This window comes from Candidatus Clostridium stratigraminis, from assembly GCF_045310675.1.
GTDB lineage: Bacteria > Bacillota > Clostridia > Clostridiales > Clostridiaceae > Clostridium_AT > Clostridium_AT stratigraminis.
On the sequence record NZ_JBJHZZ010000001.1, the window covers coordinates 141878 to 164999 of the forward strand.

At 32.9% G+C, this 23122-nt stretch carries 32 protein-coding genes and 1 pseudogene; 29 read left to right on the forward strand and 4 right to left on the reverse strand.

Annotated elements, in window-relative coordinates:
* Nucleotides 1–92: 92 nt before the first annotated feature.
* From ACJDUG_RS00650 to ACJDUG_RS00665, 4 genes are read left to right on the forward strand one after another with little or no spacing between them, the layout of a single operon-like run.
* The gene (locus ACJDUG_RS00650) at nt 93–605 is read left to right on the forward strand and encodes an RNA polymerase sigma factor (RefSeq protein ID WP_406768672.1); all 513 of its coding nucleotides are present in this window, start codon (nt 93–95) and stop codon (nt 603–605) included.
* A complete protein-coding gene (locus ACJDUG_RS00655) occupies nt 602–1054 on the forward strand; it encodes a hypothetical protein (protein WP_406767947.1) in 453 nt (150 codons plus the stop codon). The genes ACJDUG_RS00650 and ACJDUG_RS00655 overlap by 4 nt, the downstream gene beginning before the upstream one ends.
* Nucleotides 1035–1559, forward strand: a complete 525-nt coding sequence (locus ACJDUG_RS00660) for a hypothetical protein (protein ID WP_406767948.1) — start codon at nt 1035–1037, stop codon at nt 1557–1559. The genes ACJDUG_RS00655 and ACJDUG_RS00660 overlap by 20 nt, the downstream gene beginning before the upstream one ends.
* Nucleotides 1552–1857: a hypothetical protein gene (locus ACJDUG_RS00665; RefSeq protein ID WP_406767949.1), complete on the forward strand. Its 306-nt coding sequence runs from the start codon at nt 1552–1554 to the stop codon at nt 1855–1857. The genes ACJDUG_RS00660 and ACJDUG_RS00665 overlap by 8 nt, the downstream gene beginning before the upstream one ends.
* A gap of 198 nt (nt 1858–2055) precedes the next feature.
* On the opposite strand, the gene ACJDUG_RS00670 is transcribed toward ACJDUG_RS00665, so the two are convergent.
* The 4 genes from ACJDUG_RS00670 to ACJDUG_RS00685 are packed head-to-tail and all read right to left on the reverse strand — an operon-like array spanning nt 2056 to nt 5364.
* Nucleotides 2056–2871, reverse strand: coding sequence for an ABC transporter substrate-binding protein (locus tag ACJDUG_RS00670; RefSeq protein WP_406767950.1), 816 nt, complete (start codon nt 2869–2871; stop codon nt 2056–2058).
* Entirely contained in the window at nt 2852–4519 is a 1668-nt protein-coding gene (locus ACJDUG_RS00675; RefSeq protein WP_406768673.1) for a recombinase family protein, read from the reverse strand. Before ACJDUG_RS00675 ends, ACJDUG_RS00670 begins: the two co-directional genes overlap by 20 nt.
* 18 nt (nt 4520–4537) lie before the next feature.
* Nucleotides 4538–4963 (reverse strand): ImmA/IrrE family metallo-endopeptidase, encoded by a 426-nt coding sequence (locus ACJDUG_RS00680; protein ID WP_406767951.1) that lies wholly within the window; start codon nt 4961–4963, stop codon nt 4538–4540.
* 26 nt (nt 4964–4989) lie between these two features.
* Nucleotides 4990–5364: a helix-turn-helix domain-containing protein gene (locus tag ACJDUG_RS00685; protein ID WP_406767952.1), complete on the reverse strand. Its 375-nt coding sequence runs from the start codon at nt 5362–5364 to the stop codon at nt 4990–4992.
* Nucleotides 5365–5638: 274 nt separating this feature from the next.
* Here ACJDUG_RS00685 and ACJDUG_RS00690 point away from each other — a divergent pair, with 274 nt between their 5' ends.
* The 25 genes and pseudogenes from ACJDUG_RS00690 (at nt 5639) to ACJDUG_RS00810 (ending at nt 23122) form a co-directional block, all read left to right on the forward strand.
* Nucleotides 5639–5863: a helix-turn-helix transcriptional regulator gene (locus ACJDUG_RS00690; RefSeq protein WP_406767953.1), complete on the forward strand. Its 225-nt coding sequence runs from the start codon at nt 5639–5641 to the stop codon at nt 5861–5863.
* A 118-nt stretch (nt 5864–5981) separates the two neighbouring features.
* Nucleotides 5982–6155, forward strand: a complete 174-nt coding sequence (locus ACJDUG_RS00695; RefSeq protein ID WP_406767954.1) for a hypothetical protein — start codon at nt 5982–5984, stop codon at nt 6153–6155.
* Nucleotides 6156–6264: 109 nt separating this feature from the next.
* Nucleotides 6265–6396, forward strand: coding sequence for a hypothetical protein (locus ACJDUG_RS00700; protein ID WP_406767955.1), 132 nt, complete (start codon nt 6265–6267; stop codon nt 6394–6396).
* 5 nt (nt 6397–6401) lie between these two features.
* The gene (locus ACJDUG_RS00705) at nt 6402–6530 is read left to right on the forward strand and encodes an aspartyl-phosphate phosphatase Spo0E family protein (RefSeq protein WP_406767956.1); all 129 of its coding nucleotides are present in this window, start codon (nt 6402–6404) and stop codon (nt 6528–6530) included.
* 59 nt (nt 6531–6589) lie between these two features.
* Nucleotides 6590–6733 (forward strand): hypothetical protein, encoded by a 144-nt coding sequence (locus tag ACJDUG_RS00710; protein ID WP_406767957.1) that lies wholly within the window; start codon nt 6590–6592, stop codon nt 6731–6733.
* Entirely contained in the window at nt 6723–6974 is a 252-nt protein-coding gene (locus ACJDUG_RS00715) for a hypothetical protein (protein ID WP_406767958.1), read from the forward strand. Before ACJDUG_RS00710 ends, ACJDUG_RS00715 begins: the two co-directional genes overlap by 11 nt.
* A complete protein-coding gene (locus ACJDUG_RS00720; RefSeq protein WP_406767959.1) occupies nt 6975–7418 on the forward strand; it encodes a hypothetical protein in 444 nt (147 codons plus the stop codon). It begins immediately after the preceding gene.
* A gap of 3 nt (nt 7419–7421) precedes the next feature.
* Nucleotides 7422–7838, forward strand: a complete 417-nt coding sequence (locus tag ACJDUG_RS00725; RefSeq protein ID WP_406767960.1) for a hypothetical protein — start codon at nt 7422–7424, stop codon at nt 7836–7838.
* Nucleotides 7838–8983 (forward strand): DUF2800 domain-containing protein, encoded by a 1146-nt coding sequence (locus ACJDUG_RS00730; RefSeq protein ID WP_406767961.1) that lies wholly within the window; start codon nt 7838–7840, stop codon nt 8981–8983. Before ACJDUG_RS00725 ends, ACJDUG_RS00730 begins: the two co-directional genes overlap by 1 nt.
* A gap of 197 nt (nt 8984–9180) precedes the next feature.
* Entirely contained in the window at nt 9181–9741 is a 561-nt protein-coding gene (locus ACJDUG_RS00735; RefSeq protein WP_406768674.1) for a DUF2815 family protein, read from the forward strand.
* Between the two features lie 4 nt (nt 9742–9745).
* Entirely contained in the window at nt 9746–11707 is a 1962-nt protein-coding gene (locus ACJDUG_RS00740) for a DNA polymerase (protein ID WP_406767962.1), read from the forward strand.
* Nucleotides 11708–11721: 14 nt separating this feature from the next.
* Nucleotides 11722–12483 (forward strand): hypothetical protein, encoded by a 762-nt coding sequence (locus tag ACJDUG_RS00745; protein ID WP_406767963.1) that lies wholly within the window; start codon nt 11722–11724, stop codon nt 12481–12483.
* A 19-nt stretch (nt 12484–12502) separates the two neighbouring features.
* Nucleotides 12503–13534 carry a nucleoid-associated protein gene (locus ACJDUG_RS00750; RefSeq protein ID WP_406767964.1) on the forward strand — a complete coding sequence of 344 codons (1032 nt, stop codon included), beginning with the start codon at nt 12503–12505 and terminating at the stop codon, nt 13532–13534.
* A gap of 27 nt (nt 13535–13561) precedes the next feature.
* Nucleotides 13562–16006, forward strand: a complete 2445-nt coding sequence (locus tag ACJDUG_RS00755) for a virulence-associated E family protein (RefSeq protein ID WP_406767965.1) — start codon at nt 13562–13564, stop codon at nt 16004–16006.
* Between the two features lie 253 nt (nt 16007–16259).
* Complete coding sequence (locus ACJDUG_RS00760; RefSeq protein WP_406767966.1) at nt 16260–16538, forward strand: VRR-NUC domain-containing protein; 279 nt, start codon at nt 16260–16262, stop codon at nt 16536–16538.
* Nucleotides 16535–17191: an HNH endonuclease gene (locus tag ACJDUG_RS00765; protein ID WP_406767967.1), complete on the forward strand. Its 657-nt coding sequence runs from the start codon at nt 16535–16537 to the stop codon at nt 17189–17191. The genes ACJDUG_RS00760 and ACJDUG_RS00765 overlap by 4 nt, the downstream gene beginning before the upstream one ends.
* Before the next feature lie 15 nt (nt 17192–17206).
* A pseudogene (locus ACJDUG_RS00770) lies at nt 17207–18570 on the forward strand (SNF2-related protein).
* Between the two features lie 43 nt (nt 18571–18613).
* Entirely contained in the window at nt 18614–18805 is a 192-nt protein-coding gene (locus ACJDUG_RS00775; RefSeq protein ID WP_406767968.1) for a hypothetical protein, read from the forward strand.
* Between the two features lie 41 nt (nt 18806–18846).
* Nucleotides 18847–19182, forward strand: coding sequence for a dUTP diphosphatase (locus ACJDUG_RS00780; RefSeq protein ID WP_406767969.1), 336 nt, complete (start codon nt 18847–18849; stop codon nt 19180–19182).
* Between the two features lie 95 nt (nt 19183–19277).
* Nucleotides 19278–19700 (forward strand): DUF1492 domain-containing protein, encoded by a 423-nt coding sequence (locus tag ACJDUG_RS00785; protein ID WP_406767970.1) that lies wholly within the window; start codon nt 19278–19280, stop codon nt 19698–19700.
* Nucleotides 19701–19904: 204 nt separating this feature from the next.
* Nucleotides 19905–20111 (forward strand): hypothetical protein, encoded by a 207-nt coding sequence (locus tag ACJDUG_RS00790; protein WP_406767971.1) that lies wholly within the window; start codon nt 19905–19907, stop codon nt 20109–20111.
* A 52-nt stretch (nt 20112–20163) separates the two neighbouring features.
* Nucleotides 20164–20325 (forward strand): PDDEXK family nuclease, encoded by a 162-nt coding sequence (locus ACJDUG_RS00795; RefSeq protein ID WP_406767972.1) that lies wholly within the window; start codon nt 20164–20166, stop codon nt 20323–20325.
* Nucleotides 20326–20410: 85 nt separating this feature from the next.
* Nucleotides 20411–21193 carry a hypothetical protein gene (locus ACJDUG_RS00800; protein ID WP_406767973.1) on the forward strand — a complete coding sequence of 261 codons (783 nt, stop codon included), beginning with the start codon at nt 20411–20413 and terminating at the stop codon, nt 21191–21193.
* 61 nt (nt 21194–21254) lie between these two features.
* Nucleotides 21255–21767: a terminase small subunit gene (locus ACJDUG_RS00805; protein WP_406767974.1), complete on the forward strand. Its 513-nt coding sequence runs from the start codon at nt 21255–21257 to the stop codon at nt 21765–21767.
* Nucleotides 21768–21769: 2 nt separating this feature from the next.
* Nucleotides 21770–23122, forward strand: a complete 1353-nt coding sequence (locus ACJDUG_RS00810; RefSeq protein ID WP_406767975.1) for a terminase — start codon at nt 21770–21772, stop codon at nt 23120–23122.

Here is a 23122-nt window from a genome sequence, read left to right on the forward strand (position 1 = left end):
TTAAAGAAGCATATTACTGTATGATAAAATAAAATATTGAAGTGTTTTTTGATTTTAAATCGTTATATTAAATGTAAGGATAAATGAAGGTGGTGGTAGCTATTGAAAAGGAAGGATTTGCAAGTTGTATAAAACAATATGAACGATTAATTATCACTATTTGTCTATCCTTTACTAAAAATTACTTTGATGCTGAAGACTTAGCACAGCAAACCTTTTTAGCTGCATACCAAAGCTGTGAAAGGTTTGATGGTATTAATCTTAAGGCTTGGCTTACAACAATTGCTGCAAATAAGTGTAAAGACTACATAAAGAGTAAAGCAAGGACAGCAATTAGCTTATCAGATGAAGAATATGAAGGCTTGGAGGATAGTGGAGATTCACCAGAGGAAGCTGTAGTGAAAAAGAATACTATGGAGAGAATTGAGCATATATGTAATAAATTAAAAGATCCTTACAGGACTGTAGCAGTAAGCTATTTTTGCAAAGGTATTAAGCTTTCACATTTAGCGAAAGAAACAGGCCAGAACATTAAAACCCTAGAAACGCAGCTTTATAGGTCAAAAAAATTGTTAAAGGATTTATGGAAGGAGGAGTTTATGTGAAGAGTACATTATTTAATAAAGATGGTCATTTAACTGATGAAACATTAAAGTCACTTAAATTTGACAATTTAAAGGATGATGAATTGATTTCAGTATTGGATCATATCAGTGATTGCCAAAAGTGTGCTGGTGCATTTGCAGACAGTTTTGCAGATAATGAACTTGCAGAGGCTCCTTTAGGTTTTGAAGAGAAAGTACAAATTGAAATAAGAGATAAGAAACGAAGTAATGTTCAGTTTAGTATTTATTGTGTTAAAGTTGCAGTTGCAGCTAGTATAGCATTAATTATGGTTTTTTCAAATGGATTAAATTCACTGGCTAATTCAACAATAAATTATGTGAAGCCGCCAGATTTAAGCATTGCAAGCTCAGTTAATGCAAAGCTTAATACTTTTTCAGAAAAAATAATCAAATTGGAGGTTTTTAATTATGATAAAGAAAAAAAGTAAGTTTCTAACTATAGTTTTTTCGCTTCTGCCTGGTGCAGGGCATATGTATATGGGGTTTATGAAAATTGGTGTATCTTTTATGTCAGTATTTTTCTTTTTAATATTTCTTTCTTCTTGGCTTGATACAGGTCCATTATTATTTATAGCTCCAATTATTTGGTTTTATTCGTTTTTTGATTGTGCTAATAGACTAAGCTTAGAAGAGGATAAGCTTTTAATTTTAGAAGATAAGTATCTGTTTTCTATTGATAGCTTAGTGAAATTAGATAAAGACATATTTGCAAAACGTAGATTTGCCGCAGGAGTGTTACTATTGTTTTTTGGTATCTATTTATTATTAGGAAATATAATGCGTTTTTTACAACCATATATTTCATATAAAATATATTCTATTATCTATAATTTAATAAGGCAAGCTCCTCAAATAATTATAGGTGTTGCAATAGTCGCACTTGGTATAAAGCTTATCAAGGGGAAGAAAATGGAGAGTGAAGCTTATGATTAAGGGACGGAGAGTAGGTACTTTAACCGCAGGAATGGTCTTAATTGTATTTGGGTTAATGTTTTTACTTAGATTAGTAACCGTTAATATTAATATTCTTATCATTACATCCCTCTGGCCTCTTATATTAGTAAGTGTTGGAATAGAAATTTTAGCAGCCTATGTAATAAATAAGGAAGAAAAAATACTATACGACTTTAGTGCAATAGTTTTAGTTGTTATTTTAGTTTTCTTTGCCATGGGTATGGGGGGAACAGAATTTATATTTAATCATTTGTCATATTTTAAAGGGACAATTTAAATAATTTTGCTAGAGCGTAAAGATGTTAATTTTCAACTAGCAATTTATAAAAAAGCTTGACTAAGAAGGTTTTCCTCTGTCATATTTGAATATCAAAAAGAAAAAGTCAATTGAGAGTATATATACTCTCAATTGACTTTTTCTTTTTGGCATGAGTTATTAACTTAAAGACAGTGGGTTTGTCTTTCTATTAAATAGCTATTTCACATTTTTTATAGCCTTATCTGCAAAGGTACTATTTACTACCTTGTTGTATTCAGGCCTTGTTTTTAGTAAATTTGCATCATAGGACTGAATTATATCCATTAGTCTGTTTAAATTTTCTTCCTTTAAGACTGGATCCTTTGCATAGGCATCTATATCCTTGTAGTTTTTAATAACTTGCACTATTAATGCTTCATCAGTACCTGGGAAAAAGGATTTTATAGCTTTTGCAATATCTTCATTACTATTTTTCTGAACCCATAACTGGCCCTCATATATAGCTCTTGTGAATTTATCAATTATATCTGAATTTTTATCCATATAATTCTTTGTAGTGTAGAAACAAGTGTAAGGCAAATCTCCTGCAGCAGCTCCTACTGATGCAGCCAAGGAACCACCCTGTGCTTTTACAATGGTACTTGCAGTAGGTTCAAATATTGCTGCATAGTCACCGGTACCGCCTTTAAAAGCTGCTGGCACCGTTTCAAAGGCAATATTGGTAATGAGTTTTATATCTTTGTTTTTATCAATACCATGGTTTTTTAGTACATATTCTAGTGCCATTTCAGGAACACCGCCTGGTCTGCCCCCTATAATTGTCTTACCCTTTAAGGCTTCCCATGAAAAATTATTTTCTACAGTTCTGGAAACAAGGAAAGATCCATCCTTTTGTGTAAGCTGAGCAAAAGCTATAGGATAATTTTCTCTCTGCTGATTATATACATATAAAACTTGCTCAGGACCTGAAAACCCTATGTCAACATTGCCGCTTAACAATTGCTGCATAGTTTTATCTGCTACTATCACCATAACACAAGTTTCGGGCTAATACTAAACCCCTTGGCGGAGTTTTACCAGAACCAATTATATTTACTTCTAACTTTTCATCTGTTCCATGCCACACAATACTTTCGACAATAGATAGAATTAATTCCCTTCTGTCTTCAAAATCTGTTGCGTAATCAATGGTGTTCTTGAAATTATTAAGTCTATTTATAATCTCATCTACTGAAATCTTATTTTCATTTGTAATAACGAGGTTTTTTGATATATCATTGATTTTCTTTTCAAGTTCATTAATTTCAAGCCTAATTTTACTTATTTCTGCTTTATACATACTAATGTAGGATTCATCTTCTTCTATGGCTAACTTTCTAATAAGGCCCTGAATTGTTTTATTGTTTGTATTAATCTCATTTTGGTAAATATCGATTTCTTTAGCTGAGTTGTTTATTGTGTCAATTGATGACGTTACTTCCTTGTAGCCCTTAATTAGGGTTTCAATGTTAATATTTTTAATTTTTTCAATAAGTAATTCTTCTGCTTTATAAGCATTGAGCATTTTACCAGGGCATCTATTTGCTGCTCTGTTTTTCAAATTACATCTATAGTATCTTTCCATTCTGTCATACTTCTTTAGATAATGGCTCCATGATGCCATACCACTTCCACAGCAGCCGCAAGTTATCATGCTGGCCAGTAAAAACTTACTTCCAGTTCCTAATCTTTGAGAGGTACTCTTTTCACTTTTTATTTTATTAATGTTTTGACATTGTATCCATGTTTCTGAATCGATTACTCCTAAATGCTGTCCTATTGAAAAAATCCACTCTTGTATAGGTCTGTCTTTCTTTCCACCTATACGCTTATTATAGACCATGAAGCCATTGACGTTTGATGATTCTCCATATATCCCGCCTACACCAAGGCTGTTAAAATATTTGAATGCTTTTGCATCTGCTATACAATAAACAGGATTGGTTATTATCTGTTGAACTGTCTTCCTTGAAAACTCACCATTATTTTTACCTTTATAATAGTTTCTGCAAAGGAAATTTGCTACAGAACTATAATTTTTCTTCTCAAGATATAGATCAAATATCAACTTTACAATTTTAATTTCATCATCTAATACAGTTAATTTATACATAGTTTTATCTTTTCCATTGGTATCAGAATATTTAATTGGCTCAGAACTATAACCTAAAGGAGCTGTTCCGCCTAACCATCTTCCTGTTTTTGCAAGTTCCTGCATATTGTCTTTTACTCTTTCAGCTATTGTTTCTCTTTCCAGTTGGGCAAAAACGGCAGCAATATTCATCATTGCGCGCCCCATTGGTGAAGATGTATCAAACTGCTCGCGAATGGAAATGAATTGTATATTGGTTCTCTTTAACTCTTCAATAGTTTGTGTAAAATCTGATACATTTCTGCTAATTCTATCAAGTCTGTAGCATATTAGAATATTGAATTTTTTCCTTTTAGCGTCTCTCATCATTTTTTGAAATTGGGGTCTATCTACATTCCCTCCGGAAAACCCCTCATCCTCATAGGTAACAAAGTCATTAACGCCTATGCTTCTTCCATAGTCTTGACAAAGATTAATCTGATTTTCAACAGATTCTCCTTTCTCAGAAAACTTTGATTTTCTTGAGTAAATTGCTGCAATAATGTTAATTCACTCCTTTCATTTAAATTATGATGAAAATTTATAAATTATAAATTCTTCTGGAACTTTTGCAAGTGCTGCAAGTTGTGAAATATTTAGACCTTCTATAATATATTTATTTAAGTCACTTAATAATAATTCGCTAGCAAAAAGATCTGCTTGTTTTTCACATTTTGATCGTAGTTGTAATCTGTTGGTTATGAAATTACTTAATGTATTCTCAGGACCGTGTATAAAATAATGACCAAGTTCGTGAGCCAATACCCATCTTTGCTTTTCATAAGATAAATTAATATTTAAAACTATGACATCATCCAACCTATATGCATCTAAAGACTCAGGGAGCTCATGAAATAGTATATTAATATTAATATCTTGTGCTATGAGAAAAGGATCATTTGTGCCATATTCTTCAATAACCCCCATTGCTAATGCTTTTATGTCTAACCACATTCAAATCCCACCTTAATTTTATAGCACTATTTTTTTGTCTTTTGTATTTCTTCAACGAATCTTAATGCCATTTTTATTGAATTAGCTAATTGTAACTTTGACTCATCAGTTAAAATTTCACCATGAAGCATAAGTTTTTCTTGATTTAATATTATCTTCATGGCTTCTTCTACATCAGTAATAGCATATTCTTGTTCTATTACCATATCGGTTAATTGCTCTACTGAAGAGTTTAATGCTTTTGCTATTTTACCCAATGTATCAGATCTTGGATTCTTATTTTTACCTGTTTCAATTTCTGATATAGTACTTTGAGCTACAGAGCTTTTGTCTGCTAAGTCTCTAACTGACATCCCTGCCAATTCACGAAGTTGTTTAATATTATCACCTAAAATAGTCATTTATATCTCTCCCTTATTCGGTTTTCAGAAGTATTATATCATCTAAATTCGGTAAAGTAAACTAAAATAATACGACAAATTAATAAAAACGAATTTATTAAAAATCAATTACGGAATATCGAACTACAAGGATTAAGAAAGAGAAAAACTTAGGAAACCGAACATAAATTCTCTATACGGTCGGAAATGCGAATTTTTGTGAGTTGAAAAATACGGTATGGTGAAATAAAATAAAAATGTAATCGGAATTACGAACAAGGGGTGAGAAAAAATCGTGAAAAATAATGTCAGAAAATATTTGTACAAGCGCATAGAATTAGGCAACTACACAGTAGATGATTTTCTGGAAGATGCGAAAGTAGGGAGAACCTCTCTATTTGAGATTATGAGAGGAAAGCAGATTCCAAGAATTGATACTGCAGCTAGAATAGCAAATGCACTTAAAGAACCTGTGCAGAAGGTATTCCCGATATTAGGAGGAGGTGAGAAACATGATTAAATTTGTAAAACGAATTATAAATGGCGTTCCTGTCATAGTGGCTATCAGACATAAACCTGTAACCTTTTCTAAAGATAATTCATAAAATAATTATTATTCTAAATTCGGAGGGTGCGGGATGGCAATTTCAATAGTAATCAACTATCCAGAAACTGAAGAAGGAATGAAAATGTTTGAGGAGAGACAAGCTCAGGCATTTCTTAAAATCTTAAGAAGGAAATTACCTAAAGAAGATTTGGATCTATTAATCAAGAGACTTGAGGAAATGCAAAGTACAAATATAAGGAATTAGTAAGCAGGGAAAAAGTGAATAAGTACATGGTAATCTTTTTGGTTAAAGGCATAATTAAATTTAAAAAATGGACAAGCAATTGCTGTAAGTTGAGAGGAGGCGAGAAAAAATGTTAGGGCATAAACATGAAACTGCAGATTTAGTATCTCTAGAAGCTGCTGAAACTTTGTACAAAGATTGCGGTGTAATTCTAGTGGTTACTGATGGTAAATACATTCAGCTTGGATCAGAAGAGAGGTGATATTAGTGGAGGCCCTCAGAGAAGAACTATATAAACACATAGAAAAATATGGACCATTAGATCCAAGGACAGTAAAGATAAGTCAACTTCTTGATGAAGAGATAGTTAAAGCTATGAAAAAAAAGGTAGCATAAGCTACCAAAAAGTAAAAATTCTCAAGTTCAGTATATCAGAAAGTGGGTGAAAGTTACAAGTGGAAGAAAAATATAAAGAAGCTCTAGAAGAAGTTCTTTATAACCTAAGGCAGATTGAAATGTCTAATGAATCAGATGGATATATTGATGACTCAATAAAAATTATTACTGATGTTTTGAAGGAGGGATCTGTTGAAAGATAAAGTTGCATTAATCAAATTTAATGGTTATCAGGACTTTATGGAATACTCATATCTCACTGATATAGAAGATCTAAAGGAAAAAGATATTGTAGTAGTACCAACGAATAATTCATATTCAATAGGCTACTTCTCAAGATATTCAAGCAATAAGCAGCATGTTAATAATGCAAGTAAATGGATAGTTCAGAAAGTAGATATTGAAACTTATGAAGAGAAGCTATTTTTAGGAGGGTTTGAATAAGTGGAAATACCGTTAAAGAAAGTCACTGTTAGACAAATTATTAAATCTAAAAATATAGGAGTTAAGACTCAGATTAAAAATAAAAGTTTTATAGGTACTGAGTTTTATTTCTTAAAGGAAGATATGGCCACACCGGGATTTATTAGTAGCATAAACAACCTAGGTGAACTTAAAGAAATAAAAGGAAGAGTATTTGAGTATTTAACTGATTTAGATGAATATGAATGCTCTGATGAAGATGTAAATTATAGACTTTTAGGGAAAGACATCATAGTGCTAAAAACCAAAATAGGAGATATAGGTGTTAACTATAACTATTACAGCTACTTTAAAAAGTTTGGTGTAAAGCTAAGATTCATTGGATCGGTTAATCCAATAGGTATGTTCAAGGATGATGAATTTGTTGGCATTTTATTGCCAGTAAGAATAAAGGAGGAAAAATAAATTATGAAAATTACAGCAGAATTTAATTCAGTAGAGGAGATTCTACACTTTACAAAGGCTTTTGGTGAAACTGGTTTTATTCCACAGCAGGGAGGAAATGTACAATCACCAATTAAAGCAGTAGTAAAAGAAAAACTAGTTGATGATACTCCAAAGGTTAATGCAGAGAAAGTTTCTGAAGAAGCACCTAAAAGTGGACCTATAGTTGATGTAGAAAGCACTCCTGTGCAGCAAGAAGATAATAAGGAAGATCCTAAGGTAACAAAGGAAATGGTTAGAGAAAGACTTGGAGCAGCAATGAAGGCTGGCAAGCAGAAAGAGGTTAAAGCTCTAGTTGCTAAATATGGAGCTAGCAAGGTACCTGACATAAAAGAAGAAGATTATGCAGCAGTATACAATGAAGCGGAGGCGCTTTTATAATGGCACAACATGCAATATTAAGTGCTAGTTCTGCTAGTAAGTGGATGAACTGTCCACCTTCTGCAAGACTAGAGGAAAACTTTGAAAACAAATCGAGTGAATATGCTGCAGAAGGTACACTTGCACATGAGCTTGGAGAATTGAAGCTAAGGCAAAGTTTAGGTGAGATTTCCACAAGAAAGTTTAATTCTGAGTTTAAGAAGATAGAAGTTAATGGCTTATTCACAAAAGATATGCCGGATTATGTGGATATGTATGTGGATACTTGCATGGAAAAAGTATCAGAAGCCAAAGCAAAAACACCGGATGCACTTTTTAAGATTGAACAAAGATTAGATTTTAGCGAATGGGTGCCTGACGGTTTTGGTACCGGAGACTTTGTAATAATAGCTGATGGAACAATGGAAATATGTGACCTGAAGTATGGCAAGGGTGTTCCAGTATCAGCTGTAGGAAATAAGCAAATGAGATTATATGCATTAGGAGCTATCTCTGAATTTGAGTTTTTGTATGACATTGAAAATGTAAAAATGACTATTATACAACCTAGATTGGACAGGATAAGCACTGATGAAATATCAACTGAAGATTTACTAAAGTGGGCAGAAGATTTTGTTAAGCCAAGAGCTCAATTAGCCTTTAAAGGTGAAGGAGATTTATGTCCAGGGGATCATTGTACTTTCTGTAGAGCTAAAGCAGTATGTAAGGCAAGAGCAGAGAAAAACTTAGAAATTGCTAAGTATGAGTTCAAGGATCCATTTATATTAGACAACTTAGAAATAGCTGACATATTATCTAGAGCTGATGAATTAGCTAAATGGGCAAAAGATGTACAAGAGTATGCATTAGATAAAGCTCTTGAAGGTGAAGAATATCCAGGCTGGAAAGTAGTTGAAGGCAGAAGCAATAGAAAATGGGTTGATGAAAACAAAGTTGGTGAAATACTTATTGGACAAGGTTTTGTTGAAAGTATTATTTACACCAAAAAGCTAACAGGCATTTCGAATATGGAATCAGCAATAGGAAAGAAGGAAGTTATAAGGCTTCTAGGAGACTACATAGAAAAACCTCAAGGCAAGCCTGTGCTGGTACCCGAAACTGATAAAAGACCAGTATTTAATTCCGCAGTAGAAGATTTTAAGTAAGGTGATGTATGTAGATGTTAATCGAATATACTCAACATCAACTTGATGAATTTGTAAAAGGTAAAAGGGACTGGATAGTCGTACAGCAAGACGAATTTGAAGAAGTAGATAACATTTTAGAAGAAAAAAATATTAAGACCTATTCATCACTTGATGCTGACGAAGTGATTATAGAAAAAATAAAGGAGAAATGTAAAATGGCAAATGTAAAAGCAAGTAGAACAGGAACAAAGGTAATGACAGGAAAGGTTAGATTAAGCTATGCTCACTTATTTGAGCCTCATGCAATAGAAGGTAATGAGCCTAAGTATAGTGTAAGTGTAATAATTCCAAAGAATGATAAGGAGACTCTTACTTTAATTAAAGAAGCTGTAGAACAGGCTAAGAAAGACGGAGCTGCTAAGTGGGGCGGAAAGGTACCTCCAAATTTAAAAACACCACTAAGAGATGGTGATTCAGAAAGACCAGATGATGAAGCTTATGCAAATTGCTACTTCTTAAATGCTAGCAGCAAGAATAAGCCTGGTGTAGTTGATAAAAATGTACAAGCTGTAATAGATGCTACTGAAGTATATAGTGGCTGCTATGCAAGACTTACTCTTAATTTTTATCCATTCAGTGCTTCAGGGAATAAAGGAATAGCAGCAGGGCTTGGGAATGTCCAAAAGCTTGAAGAAGGAGAACCATTAGGAGGATTTACTAGAGCTGAAGATGACTTTGATTCTGTAGAATCTGCAGATGATGATTTCTTAGGTTAAGACTATGGCTGACATCTTATGTATAGATGTTGAGACATATAGCGAATTAGACATAAAAGAAGTGGGTGCTTATAGATACTGTGAGCACCCATCATTTGAAATAATGCTATTTGCTTATGCTTTCAATGATGAACCAATAGAAATTGTAGACCTTATGAATGCCGAAGATTTACCACAAAGAGTTACTAAAGCACTAAGCAGTCCGGATGTTATAAAAACAGCTTTTAATGCAAATTTTGAAAGAAATGCAATTCTAAATGAAATGTTCTGGCCGCATGGTATGCCACCGAAGCAGTGGCAATGCACAATGATACAAGCTCTAAGAATGGGTTTGCCTGGATCACTTGATATGGTTGGTAAAGTGCTTAACTTTGAAGAAGATAAACAGAAGATGAAAGAAGGTAAAGCTCTAATTCAATATTTCTGTAAGCCTTGTAAGCCTACTAAATCAAATGGTGGAAGAACTAGGAACCTTCCAGGACATGATCCTGAGAAATGGGAAACTTTTAAATCGTACTGCAAGCAAGATGTAGCAGTTGAAAGAGATATTAGAAATAAATTAAGTAAATATCAAACTACAGAAAAAGAACATAGACTTTGGGAATTAGATCAAAGAATAAATGATAGAGGTGTGGGTACTGATATTGTTCTTATAGAAAATGCAATTTCATGTGATGCACAATATGCTGAAAGGCTAGAAAATGAAGCTAGAACCATTACTGGCTTAAGTAATCCTAATAGTCCAGCTCAACTAAAAAAGTGGCTCAGTGAACGTGTAGGATTTGAAGTTACTAGTCTTACTAAAGACAGTGTACCAACTCTATTAGAAAATGCTAAAGAAGATAATGTAAAAAGAGTTTTAGAACTTAGACAACTAATGGCTAAGACATCTATTAAGAAATACCAGACAATGCAAAACTCAAGATGTGATGATGGAAGAGTAAGAGGGTTATTACAGTTCTATGGAGCTAATAGGACTGGCAGATGGGCCGGAAGATTGGTCCAGGTTCAGAACCTTCCTCAGAACCATTTACCTGATATAGATAATGCTAGGAATTGTATTAGAGAAGGAAGATTTAATGATGCAGAATTTTTATTTGATAGTATTCCTGATACATTATCACAACTTATAAGAACAGCTTTTATACCTAGAGAAGGTAATAGATTTATGGTAGCTGACTTTAGTGCTATTGAAGCAAGAGTTATTGCTTGGATTGCCGGAGAGCAGTGGAGACTAGATGTTTTTAAAACTCATGGAAAAATATACGAAGCTTCAGCAAGTCAAATGTTTCATGTACCAATAGAAAGCATACACAAGGGAGATCCACTAAGGCAAAAGGGAAAGATAGCAGAACTTGCTTTAGGATATGGTGGCAGCGTAGGAGCTATAAAAAGTATGGATAAATCTAATAGCATACCTGAAGAAGAACTTCCAGAGCTTGTACAACATTGGAGAAGTGCTAATCCTAAAATAACAAAGTTTTGGTGGGATGTAGATAAGGCTGCTAAGAAAGCAATAAAGGAAAGAACAACAGTATGCATCCAACATGGTATCAAATTTATTTATGATCCAGGAGTTCTTTTCATACAATTACCCTCAGGGCGAAAGTTAAGTTATATTAGACCAAAGATAGAACCAGGAGCTTATGAGAAACCAATAATAACTTATGAAGGTATGGAACAGACATCTAAACAATGGACTACATTAGAAACTTATGGACCTAAACTTGTTGAAAACATAGTACAGGCTATTGCTAGAGACTGCTTAGCTGAGGCAATGTTTAAGGTTACTGCAGCCGGCTATGAAATTGTAATGCATGTACATGATGAATTAATAATGGATGTACCTAAGGACTTTGGAAGCCTTGAAGAAGTTAATTCAATATTTGGAGAACCCCTAGACTGGGCTCCAGGATTACCACTTAAAGCTGATGGATATGAGTGCAGCTACTATATGAAAGATTAAGGAGGGTGAGGTTAATGGGAGGCTGTAGCTATGGAGTATCCGAAATCCAATACCTAGAAGATAATTGGGGCCTAATATCAATACCAACAATGGCTAAAAAACTAAATAGAAGTGTAAGTGGAATTTTAAATATTAAAGGTAGGCTAAAACTTGGTTCCTTCCTTGAAAGTGGTGAATATCTAACAATGAACCAATTAGTTAGAGCTGCAGGAAGGAAGGGTAGCATTACATTTAAAAGTAAGCAATGGATGGATAAAGGCTTGCCATACAGAAATAAAAAAGTTTTAAATGGTAGCTTTAGGGTAGTTTACTTAAAAGATTTTTGGAAATGGGCTGAGGAGTATAGAATGAACATTGATTTTTCAAAGTTTACTGAAAATACTTTAGGATTAGAGCCTGAATGGGTAAAGGAACAAAGAGAAGCTGACATTGCATTTGCGAAGTATAAAACAACTCCATGGACAGAAAAGGAAGATAACCTTCTAAGAAGCTATTTAAGACTTTACAAATACACCTATAAAGAACTTTCCTTAACTTTACTCAGAACTGAAGGAGCTATTAAAAGAAGAGTTGTTGATTTAGACATTAAAGAGAGACCTTTAAGAGAAGATCCTCATGGCACCTGGAGCAGTGAACAGGTTGAAGTAGTTATAAAGATGTATCAAAAGGGCTACAGAAGTGAAGTCATTAAAGAATACATTGATAAGTCAGGACAAGCTATAGCTGGAAAAATAGAAAGATTAATAAGAGATGGTTTATTAACCAAGTGGAAATAAAAAGGAGAGTGTAAAAATAATGGATAAAATCAGAGACATTGCTATAAATGAGGCAGTACTTCACGTGCTGGACAATAATTCAGATGAACCAATTTTAAATAACTATATGATGGAGCTTAATGAAGAAGTGTACAGATTTATTCTAAGTCACTTAGAAAGAGTTCTTAAGGATGACAGTTTAAAGTATGCTTTCTTTAAATCTAAAAATGGAACTGTTAAGGAATTTAGCCAGGAATATTTAAATGGAAGAATAGATCTAAATGCAGCCTCAAAGGAAATTGTCAGTTCATTATTTGAAATTATGAAGGTCAATTCAAATATATCTTCTTGTGATTTATTGGTTGTTTCTTTCAGTACCGAATATGGCCCTATGCTTGGAATACTAAAGATAGACTACATTAAGCAATATACACATAAGATTGAATTTGTTGATGATTCAGTAGGAGTTTTTATTACCCGTATAGCAACTGGACTTCCTGATAAAAAGAAAGTGCAGAAAGCTGCTTTCATTAAGCCTATTAGAAATGGCCAGGATTATGACCTGCTAGTACTTGATAAAGGCACTGTAAAAGAAAGTGAAGAATATGGTGCTAACTACTTTGTAGAAAACTTCCTAGGCTGTAATATAATCAATAACGATAGAGATAAGACAAGAGCTTTTATGGATTTAGTTGAACTGTGGACAAGAAGTAATTTAAAAGGCGAAGCTTTAAGGGCAGAAAAAATAAGAACTTCAGTTAAAGAGATTCTTAGGGATAATGATGAAATAGACATATATGAATTAACCGAAGATCTCTTCACACCTTACGAACCTGAAGCTAAAAAAGCTTTTATAGCTTATATGCAAGAATATGACTTAGAAAAATTTGAGATAGACAAAGAATATCTGGAGAAGAAATTAAGCAAGGTAAAAATTAAAGTAAGTAGCGATATAGATCTAAACATTACAGAAGAAGCTTACAAGGATATTAATAAATTTGAAATTAGAGACAATGGTGATGGCAGCATCCACATGATAATTAAGAATATAGAAAACTATGTTGAAAAGTAATGAAAGCTCTTAAAAGTAGGTGGTAATTTGGAATATAAAGCAGAAGATAAGCAGCAGAATATAAAAATTAAATATGATGGTTCCATAACTCTAGCCACTGGAAAAAGTAAAAAAGAAACACACTGGAAAAATAAAAGCCTCCTGTACTCAGCATTAGTTGAAAAGTTAAGTACCACTACAAGAACACCTGAAACCTACGCTGAGTTTAAGAAACTTCCTAAGACAGACAGAGACAGGATAAAAGATGTAGGAGGCTTTGTAGGAGGTTCATTAAAGAATGGCCGCAGAAAAGCTGAGAATGTTGCAAATAGGACTCTATTAACCCTTGATTTAGATTATGTTAATGGAGATGTATGGTCCAGTATAGAGCTTTTATATGACTTTGGTTGTTTAATGTATTCAACACATACACATGCACCTGATAACCAAAGGCTAAGACTTATTATACCATTATCAAGACCAGTTTTACCTGATGAATATCAAGCCATTGCTAGAATGATAGCTGATGATTTAGGAATAGATCAATTTGATGATACTACCTACGAACCCTCAAGACTAATGTTCTGGCCAAGCACTTCATGTGATGGAGAATATGTATTTAAAGTTCAAGATTTACCTTGGCTTAATCTTGATGAAGTGCTTGCTAGATATACATTTGGTTGGCAAGATGTAAGTTATTGGCCTGAGAGCAGCAGAGCTAGGGCAAAAATAAACAGTGCTATAAAAAAGCAAGAGGATCCATTAGAAAAGAAAGGTGTCATAGGTGCCTTTTGTAGGACCTACAGTATTACTGATGCCATAGGAGAATTTTTAAGTGATGTTTATATATCTGGTGCAGATGAAACTAGGTATACCTATGCAGAGGGAAGTACCACGGGCGGAGTTGTAGTCTATGATGATAAGTTTTCATATTCACATCATGGAACGGATCCTACAAGCGGAATTTTATGTAATGCTTTTGACTTAGTTAGGATCCATAAGTTTGGTTCTTTAGATGATGATGCAAAAGAAGATACTCCAGCAAATAGACTTCCAAGTTTCTCTAAAATGAGTGAGTTCGCAAGTGCTGATAAAAAGGTCATGCAGACATTAGGCAAAGAAAGAATGGAGAAGGCTCAAGAGGACTTTGGCGCAGTAGAAGATGGAGAATTAAATACTGAATGGCTAAAAGATTTAACTTACACTGAACAAGGAAAGCTTAGGAGTACAATAAGCAACTTCCTTCTTATAATCGAAAATGAGCCATTACTTAAAAATAAGATTGCCTATAATGAGTTCTCTAATAGGGCTGTAGTTATTGGTAATCTTCCTTGGAGAAGCAAAGATAATAAATCAGATTGGAACGATACAGATGATAGTGGGCTTAGAGAATTTATAGAAAAGTATTATGCGATAAGTTCAACAGCTAAATGTGCTGATGCTCTGGCCTTATCCTTTGAAAAACATTCATTCCATCCAATTAAAGAATATCTCAATAGCCTTACATGGGATGGAACAGAAAGATTAAATACCTTATTCATTGACTACCTCGGTGCTGAAGACTGCAGCTATGTAAGAACAGTAACTAGAAAGATAATAACAGCTGCAGTTGGAAGGGTATTTGTTCCAGGAATAAAGTTTGATAACATGCCAGTACTAAGTGGACCTCAAGGATTAGGCAAAAGTACCATCATTAGAAAGCTAGGTCAGGAATGGTATTCTGACAGCTTAACAACTGTAAGTGGTAAAGAAGCTTATGAACAGCTCCAGGGAGTTTGGATGTTAGAAATGGGTGAAATGATGGCTACAAAGAAAGCCGATATTGAAGCTACAAAGCACTTTCTTTCTAAGACTGAAGATATTTACAGAGTAGCTTATGGAAGAAGGACAAGCAGATTTCCTCGCCAGTGTGTGTTTATTGGTACTACTAATGACAGCGAGTTTTTAAGAGATAAAACAGGTAATAGAAGATTCTGGCCAGTAGATGTAGGAGTAGCGCATCATAGTAAAAGTGTATTCAAGGATTTAACTAATTATGAAATAGATCAAATATGGGCCGAAGCTTTGGAGCTTTGGAAAAATGGAGAAACACTTTACTTGAGTAGTGAAGAAGAAAAAGATGCACAAAAACAGCAGGATTCACACTCAGAAGAAAGTGCAAAGGCTGGATTAATACAGGAATATCTGAATAAGCCAATTACTGATAACTGGTATAACTTAGGACTAGCAGAAAAAAGAAACTACATACATGGCGGAGATTTTGGAGATATACCTGAGGGCAGTTTAAGAAGAGATAAAACCTGTGTTATGGAGATATGGTGTGAACTTTTTAATGGAGATCCTAAGCAGCTTTCACCTATGAATGCCCGAGAGATAAATGACATTTTAAGTGGTTTCCATGAGTGGGAAAAAAGTAAAAATCCTATTAGCTTTGGTAAAATTTATGGAAAGCAAAGAGCTTATTTACGCAAAAATCACTGGCAACAAAGTTGATTTTACATAAATAGGTAATGGAAACAATGGCAACAGAAAAAATATCTCTGTTTTCACTATTGTTTCCAGTGTAAAGCTAAATAAATCAAAGGGTTAAAGGGTAATGGAAACAATGGAAACAAAAAATATTATATAAGTTGTATTTATATAATTAGGCGCATATACACATATACGTATATGCCTAATACACGGATATATATATATATAGAGAAAATTTGTTTCCACTGTTTCCACTCTTAAGAAGGTGAAGTTCATGAAAGAAAGTACTATTGAAAAAAGACTAAAAAAAGAAATTGAGTTGATAGGTGGTAAAGCATTAAAGTTTATTAGTCCAGGAGTGTCAGGAGTGCCAGATAGGATTGTACTTTTACCACATGGAAGGATTGTTTTTATAGAACTAAAAGCACCAGGTGAAAAACCTAGACCTATACAAGATTATAGGGCAAAAGAATTAAAAGCCTTAGGTTTTGAAGTTAAAGTTATAGATTCAATGGAAGATATAAAAGCTTTTATAGAGGAGGTGGTACTATGAACTTTAAAATTTGTACTAAGTGTTATAAAGAACTACCAGCAACTTCTGAATATTTTGGAAAAAGAAAAGATAGTAAAGATGGATTAAGAACAGATTGTAAGGAATGTCACAGTAAAATTCAGAGAGCTTATAAAGAACAACATAGAAGTGAACTTGAAAAATATCAGAAAGAATATAGAAATATCCATCAAGTTGAAAAGAAGGAGTATGCCAAAAAGTATTATCCAAAATACTACCAAGATAATAAAGAAGACATCACTAAAAGACATGTTGAATACAACAGAAGATATATAAAAACACCATATGGTAAAGAGTTAGATAGAGCTAAGAAACACAGGCATAGGGCATTAGATTATTTAAACGGAGGTTCTTATACAGTTGAGCAGTGGAAGGATTGTTTAAAGTATTTTAATAATACATGTGCTTATTCTGGAGAAAAGTTAAATTTAGATAATCTAAATGTAGATCATATAATCCCATTAAATAATGGTGGTACAAGTTATATATGGAATATATGTCCTTCAATTAATTATGTAAACCTATCTAAAGGCAATAGAGATATTGAGGAATGGTACAGGAGGCAGATATATTTTTCTGAAGAAAGATTACAGAAAATCTATAACTGGATTGAATATGCAAAACTTATGTATTAGGAAGAAGGTGGTACTATGGAATTTAAACCTTGGAATTATCAAGAATATGCAATAAATCACATTATTGATAATAATGCAGCAGGTTTATTTCTTTGAGGGTAGATATGGGCATGGGTAAGACAGTAAGCACCTTAACTGCAATAGATGAATTGTTATTCCTTGGTGAGGTAAATAAAGTTTTAGTTATAGCACCTCTTCGAGTTGCAGAAGATACATGGAGTACCGAGATAGGTAAATGGGATCATCTTAAGAATTTAAGAATATCAAAAGTTTTAGGAAGTCCAAAGCAAAGAATAAGAGCCTTGAATATGCCTGCAGATATTTATGTTACTAATAGAGAGAATGTAGAATGGCTTGTTAAGCAATGCTTTAGCAGCTGGCCCTTTGATATGGTTGTTATAGATGAATTGAGTTCGTTTAAATCTTCCAAAGCTGTAAGGTTCAGAGCACTTAAGAAAGTAAGACCATACTTTAAAAGAATAGTTGGACTTACAGGGACACCAGCACCAAACAGTTTAATAGATTTATGGCCACAAGTTTATTTACTTGATGGTGGATTGAGACTAGGTAAAACTATTACAGGATATAGAGAACAGTATTTCAGACCTGGACAAAGAAATCAATTTGTAGTTTACAATTGGAATCTTAAAGAAGGTGCAGAAGATGCAATTCATAAAAAGATAGGTGATATTTGTATTTCAATGATGGCTAAGGACTATTTGGATCTTCCTGAAAGAATTGATAACCCGGTAGAAATTAATTTACCTCCGGCTGCCATAAATAAGTACAAGCGACTAGAGAAAGATCTTGTTATAGAACTTGGTGAAGAAGATATAACAGCAGCCAATGCAGCAGTACTTACTAACAAACTTCTTCAAATGTCCAATGGAGCTATTTATTCAGAAAATCATGAAGTAGTAGAGATCCATGAAGAAAAATTAAAAGCTTTAGCAGATATAGTTGAAGCAGCCAATGGTAAACCAGTTTTAGTATTTTACACATACAAGCATGACTACACCAGGATAAGTAATTATCTTAAAGGCTATAAGATTAAAGGACTTGAGGATTCAAAGGATATTGAGGAATGGAATAAAGGTAATATTCCAGTGCTTTTAGTTCATCCAGCATCTGCAGGACATGGACTTAATCTACAGTATGGAGGAAGTATTATAGTTTGGTTTGGACTTACATGGAGCCTGGAATTATATCAGCAAGCTAATGCAAGACTTCATAGACAAGGTCAGAAGGAAATAGTTATTATACATCATCTTATTGCTAAAGGTACCGTGGATGAAGATGTTATGAAAGCCTTAAGCAATAAGGAAATAAATCAAAATATGTTATTAGAAGCTGTAAAGGCTAGAGTTAATAAAGACTGAATCTGAAACTATTATGAAACAAATTTAGAAGGGGGAATTTAAAATGGGTTCATCTAAAATGTTAGAAGAATTGAGAAGAAGTATAGAAATTATTCCTCGAAAGTTTACTTTTAAAATTGAAAGTATAGAAAAATCAATAGAAATAAAGGAAGTAAACGAAGAAATGGCTATGTATAGACTTAGAAATATGTATCCTTGTGGCAATGTAAAACTTATAGGAGAAGAATTTATTTAAGACACAATTCAATTATATTTCGAAGGAGGGAGTGAAAACGAGTGATAAAACTAGATGAATTATTAGAGCTTCAGAAGGAGCTTGATGATTTTATAATAGAGCAAAGAGATATTAAGCTTCAGCCTAAGGAGCTATTAACAGATACATTATTAGCATTACAAGTTGAAGTATCTGAGCTAGCAAATACAACTAGATGTTTTAAACATTGGAGTAATAAAGGACCTGATGATAAAAATGTTATCTTAGAGGAATATGTAGATGCACTTCATTTTCTTTTAAGTATTGGTAATCAGTTAAACTTTAGATCCAAAGAAATTGAAGATGCCTATTTTAAGAAAAGACAAATAAATATTAACCGTGTGAAAGAAGGTTATTAAGATGTGTTTGTTTTTATTAGGACTCTTTACAGGAAGTACAATAGGATCTTTCATTATAGCTTTATGTGTAGTAGCTAAAGAAAAGGAGGGATAGGATGGATAAGAAAGAACTTTCACAGCTTCATCACATTATTAAAGAAATTGAATTATTAAAAGTTCAGATAAATAATATTAATCATGAGACTGTAACCGATTCTGTTAAAGGTTCAGATCCTTACTTTCCATATGTCGGACATACAATGATAATATCTGGAATAGAAGTTAAAGGGCATGATAAAAAAGTAACCAGGCTTAAACGGAAATTACAAATCAGAACAGATGAACTTATGAATAAAGTTGCTGAATTAAATGATTATATTGCAAGTATAGAAGATAGCGAAATCAGACAGATTTTAACACTACGATATATAGAGAATTTAACGTGGAAGCAGATAGCTGATAAAATGGGAACTAAAGGTGAGGGGGATACCGAAAGAAAAAAACATGACCGATTCTTAAAAGTTTCCTACAATTCCTGAAAAAAATAATTTATAATTAAAATATAAAATTATATTAATAACTAAATAAAAGACACTTGGTTAAGTCCAAGTGTCTTTTAATGTTTAAAAATAAATAATATGGATATAATTTAAAATGATAAAATTAACATTGTTGTACTCCAATATTCTTGAGCGGTTGCTTTTAGCAGCTGCTTTTTATTTTGTGTTAAGTCAGGTGATAATATGGAAAACATGAACCATGAAATATGTGATTACTATGAGCCAGCAAAAAGAAAAGTAAATAAGTTATGTAAATACTTTAATGGTGATATTAAGAAAATGTATCAAATAGAAAGATGTATGATGCATTGTAATATATTAGAGGACAAGCAACTTATGGAAGAAGGACAAGTATTTAGAAGAGTTAAGGGAGCTTTGAGGAAGAAATAGGAGGATTATCCTTTTTTATATAGAATTAAGATATATGAAAGGGGATGAGAGTATGGAAGAATTGAAAATTAGCATCGATGATAGGTGCCCATATTGTAGTAGTGATAATATCAACCCATCTGGTAACAGCCATAAGGTTAAGGGATACCCAGAGTATGAATCTTTTGTTTGCAAAAAGTGCGGTCAAGAATTTAGAATTTTAAAAAATAAGTAGAGTCTGAAAAGACTCTTTTTATTCGACAATAGCATGAATCATCATTTTGGTATAGAAGTATAGTATTAGAAGGGGAGGAAATTTTATGAATCAGGAAAATATAAAAGTATATAACTTAAAATATGAAAAATTAAAATTACATACTAAGTATATTATTGCTATAAGCTTGGGCCTAATATCTTTGGTTATTATAAGCCGTGGTTATTCAAATAATATATTTATTGGACAAGTTGGGTTTGCGGCAACAATATCATCCATAATCTTATCCGTTATAGCTATTTTAATGACAATAATAGGAGAAACAAAATCAGATAATACTAAAGATAAATTAGTTAATGTATCTGATGAATTAGAAGTTATAACAAAAAGCATTGGTGATGCCACTAATAAACTAGAAGCTACCCTTTATTCAAGTCAAGAATTATTTTCAGGAATTAATAATATACAAAGTAATATTGACCAATTAATTAATTCTAAAAGCATAGAAACAAATGAAGAAATGGTAATGACTAAAATTGATACTGAAAATGAAGGTCATAGTTGTTATATTAATATTTTTGAAGATGCGGGAAAAAGATTAAATGAAGTAAACTATAAAGATTTAGCTCTAGTTTTATTTTATATAGGGGTAAAGAAGAAATGTGGTTTCAATAAAATATCGTATCAAGAATTTACTGAAGATATGAAAAATTTAAAAATTCAATTTAATGATCTACAAAGTTGTTGGTATGCATCATTATTATTTTCGAAAGCATTGTGGAAAACCGATGACTTTAATAAATTTATCTATAATACAATTAAGAATAGATATTCCTACGAAGTTAATAATATTAAGTCTTTAAGTAAAATTAATAGTACCGAAAAGTAGACAATTTAAGAGCTCTTAACAGGGCTCCTTTTTCATACATAAAATTAAGGAGGTGGCATTAATGGCCAAACTTACACCAAAACAAGAAATGTTTGTAGAAGAGTACCTTTTGGACTTAAATGCCACACAGGCAGCAATTAGAGCTGGATATAGCCCTAAGACTGCAGCCGAGCAAGGAAATAGATTGTTAACAAATGTTAAGGTTCGCACGTGTCTAGACCAAGAAATGGCTGAACGTTCAAAGAGGACTGGAATTAATCAGGATAGGGTAATAAGAGAGATTGCAAGGTTAGCTTTTATTAATCCTGATAATGTTATGAACCTAAATAGTGCCACAGTAAGAAAAGATGCTTTGGAAGAAGATCTAGCTGCAATACAATCTGTTAAAGTTAAAATGTCATCTTCTGAAAATGGTGAGATGGTAGAAAGAGAAGTAAGGCTTAATGATAAATTAAAAGCCCTAGAGCTCCTAGGTAAGCATTTAGGAATGTTTAAGGATAAAGTTGAAGTATCAGTGCTTACTGAAGAAAAGAATAAGCTTGATAGCTTACTAAATCAAATTAGGGGCACTTAACTATGAGTCAGGAAGTATTATTACTATCAGAAAAGTATAAGGCCTTTTTAAAACATACAGCTCCAGTTGAGTTCCTTGAAGGTACAACTGCAGCAGGAAAGACTACTGTTGGTATATTCAAGTTCATGCTATTAGTTGCGGAAAGTAAAAAGAAGTACCACATCATAGCTGCTAAAGATACAGGTACTGCAGAAAAGAATATCATAAATAAGGACCTTGGTATAATAGATGATTTTGGAATACTCACTGAGTACAATGGTAATGGTTCTAAGGATGAAAAAATACCACATATTGTTTATCATACAAACAATGGTGAAAAAGTTGTATATGTTATGGGTTATGGAGATAAAAAGAAGTGGCAAAAGGCATTAGGCGGTCAGTACGGATGCCTTTACATAGATGAAATTAATACTGCCGATATTGATTTTGTAAGAGAATCTTTCATGCGTGCTGATTATGTAATGGCTACACTAAATCCAGATGATCCTAACTTACCTATTTATAAAGAATATATAAACTCCTCAAGACCATTACCTGAATATAAGGATGATGCGCCTCAAGAAATAAATGATATGCTTAAGGAAGAACCAAAACCCGGTTGGGTACATTGGTTCTTTTCTTTTAAAGATAATCTAGGCTTAACTGCAGATAAAATAAAACAAATTATGTTAAATGTTCCTAAGGGCACAAAGCTCTATAAAAATAAAATCCAAGGGTTAAGGGGTAGAGCAACAGGATTGATATTCAGTAACTTTGAAAGAAATAACAATGTTATATCAAAGCAGAAAGCTAATACATTTAAGTTTATTCAATTTACAGCTGGATTAGATACAGCTTATTCTCAAAACAGCCCTGATACATTTGCATTCACTTTCTTAGGCATAACAGATAAAAAAGAGCTCGTATTGCTTGATGAAGAAGTCTATAACAATAAGGATTTAAGCATACCATTAGCGCCTTCAGACATAGCTCCTAAGTATTTTAAATTTCTAGAGAAAAATAGAAAGGAATGGGGCTTTGCTAGAGATGCATTTATAGATAGTGCAGACCAGGCAACCATAATGGAGCTTAAGAAATACAAAAGAGTTAATCCATGCTTATATAACTTTATAAATGCCTATAAGAAAATTGAAATTATAGACAGAATCCATTTACAACTTGGTTGGATAAATACAAATGGAAAGATATTTTATTATATTGTGGATACATGTATAAACCATATAGGAGAGCTTGAAGCTTATTCATGGAAGGAAGATAAATACGAGCCAGAAGATGCTAATGATCATACAATAAACAGCTGTCAATATGCATGGATACCATTTAGAAAACTCATTGGAGATTATAAGGAGGAATAA

Bases quoted from the DNA above. Each gene is read 5' to 3' on its own strand.
- ACJDUG_RS00810 (WP_406767975.1), top strand. From the start codon at position 21,770: ATGAGTCAGGAAGTATTATTACTATCAGAAAAGTATAAGGCCTTTTTA.
- ACJDUG_RS00745 (WP_406767963.1), top strand. From the start codon at position 11,722: ATGGGAGGCTGTAGCTATGGAGTATCCGAAATCCAATACCTAGAAGAT.
- ACJDUG_RS00765 (WP_406767967.1), top strand. From the start codon at position 16,535: ATGAACTTTAAAATTTGTACTAAGTGTTATAAAGAACTACCAGCAACT.
- ACJDUG_RS00730 (WP_406767961.1), top strand. From the start codon at position 7,838: ATGGCACAACATGCAATATTAAGTGCTAGTTCTGCTAGTAAGTGGATG.
- ACJDUG_RS00775 (WP_406767968.1), top strand. From the start codon at position 18,614: ATGGGTTCATCTAAAATGTTAGAAGAATTGAGAAGAAGTATAGAAATT.
- ACJDUG_RS00800 (WP_406767973.1), top strand. From the start codon at position 20,411: ATGAATCAGGAAAATATAAAAGTATATAACTTAAAATATGAAAAATTA.
- ACJDUG_RS00665 (WP_406767949.1), top strand. From the start codon at position 1,552: ATGATTAAGGGACGGAGAGTAGGTACTTTAACCGCAGGAATGGTCTTA.
- ACJDUG_RS00740 (WP_406767962.1), top strand. From the start codon at position 9,746: ATGGCTGACATCTTATGTATAGATGTTGAGACATATAGCGAATTAGAC.
- ACJDUG_RS00700 (WP_406767955.1), top strand. From the start codon at position 6,265: ATGTTAGGGCATAAACATGAAACTGCAGATTTAGTATCTCTAGAAGCT.
- ACJDUG_RS00785 (WP_406767970.1), top strand. From the start codon at position 19,278: ATGGATAAGAAAGAACTTTCACAGCTTCATCACATTATTAAAGAAATT.
- ACJDUG_RS00790 (WP_406767971.1), top strand. From the start codon at position 19,905: ATGGAAAACATGAACCATGAAATATGTGATTACTATGAGCCAGCAAAA.
- ACJDUG_RS00750 (WP_406767964.1), top strand. From the start codon at position 12,503: ATGGATAAAATCAGAGACATTGCTATAAATGAGGCAGTACTTCACGTG.
- ACJDUG_RS00760 (WP_406767966.1), top strand. From the start codon at position 16,260: ATGAAAGAAAGTACTATTGAAAAAAGACTAAAAAAAGAAATTGAGTTG.
- ACJDUG_RS00695 (WP_406767954.1), top strand. From the start codon at position 5,982: ATGGCAATTTCAATAGTAATCAACTATCCAGAAACTGAAGAAGGAATG.
- ACJDUG_RS00805 (WP_406767974.1), top strand. From the start codon at position 21,255: ATGGCCAAACTTACACCAAAACAAGAAATGTTTGTAGAAGAGTACCTT.
- ACJDUG_RS00680 (WP_406767951.1), bottom strand. From the start codon at position 4,963: ATGTGGTTAGACATAAAAGCATTAGCAATGGGGGTTATTGAAGAATAT.
- ACJDUG_RS00670 (WP_406767950.1), bottom strand. From the start codon at position 2,871: ATGGTGATAGTAGCAGATAAAACTATGCAGCAATTGTTAAGCGGCAAT.
- ACJDUG_RS00735 (WP_406768674.1), top strand. From the start codon at position 9,181: ATGGCAAATGTAAAAGCAAGTAGAACAGGAACAAAGGTAATGACAGGA.
- ACJDUG_RS00685 (WP_406767952.1), bottom strand. From the start codon at position 5,364: ATGACTATTTTAGGTGATAATATTAAACAACTTCGTGAATTGGCAGGG.
- ACJDUG_RS00660 (WP_406767948.1), top strand. From the start codon at position 1,035: ATGATAAAGAAAAAAAGTAAGTTTCTAACTATAGTTTTTTCGCTTCTG.
- ACJDUG_RS00795 (WP_406767972.1), top strand. From the start codon at position 20,164: ATGGAAGAATTGAAAATTAGCATCGATGATAGGTGCCCATATTGTAGT.
- ACJDUG_RS00725 (WP_406767960.1), top strand. From the start codon at position 7,422: ATGAAAATTACAGCAGAATTTAATTCAGTAGAGGAGATTCTACACTTT.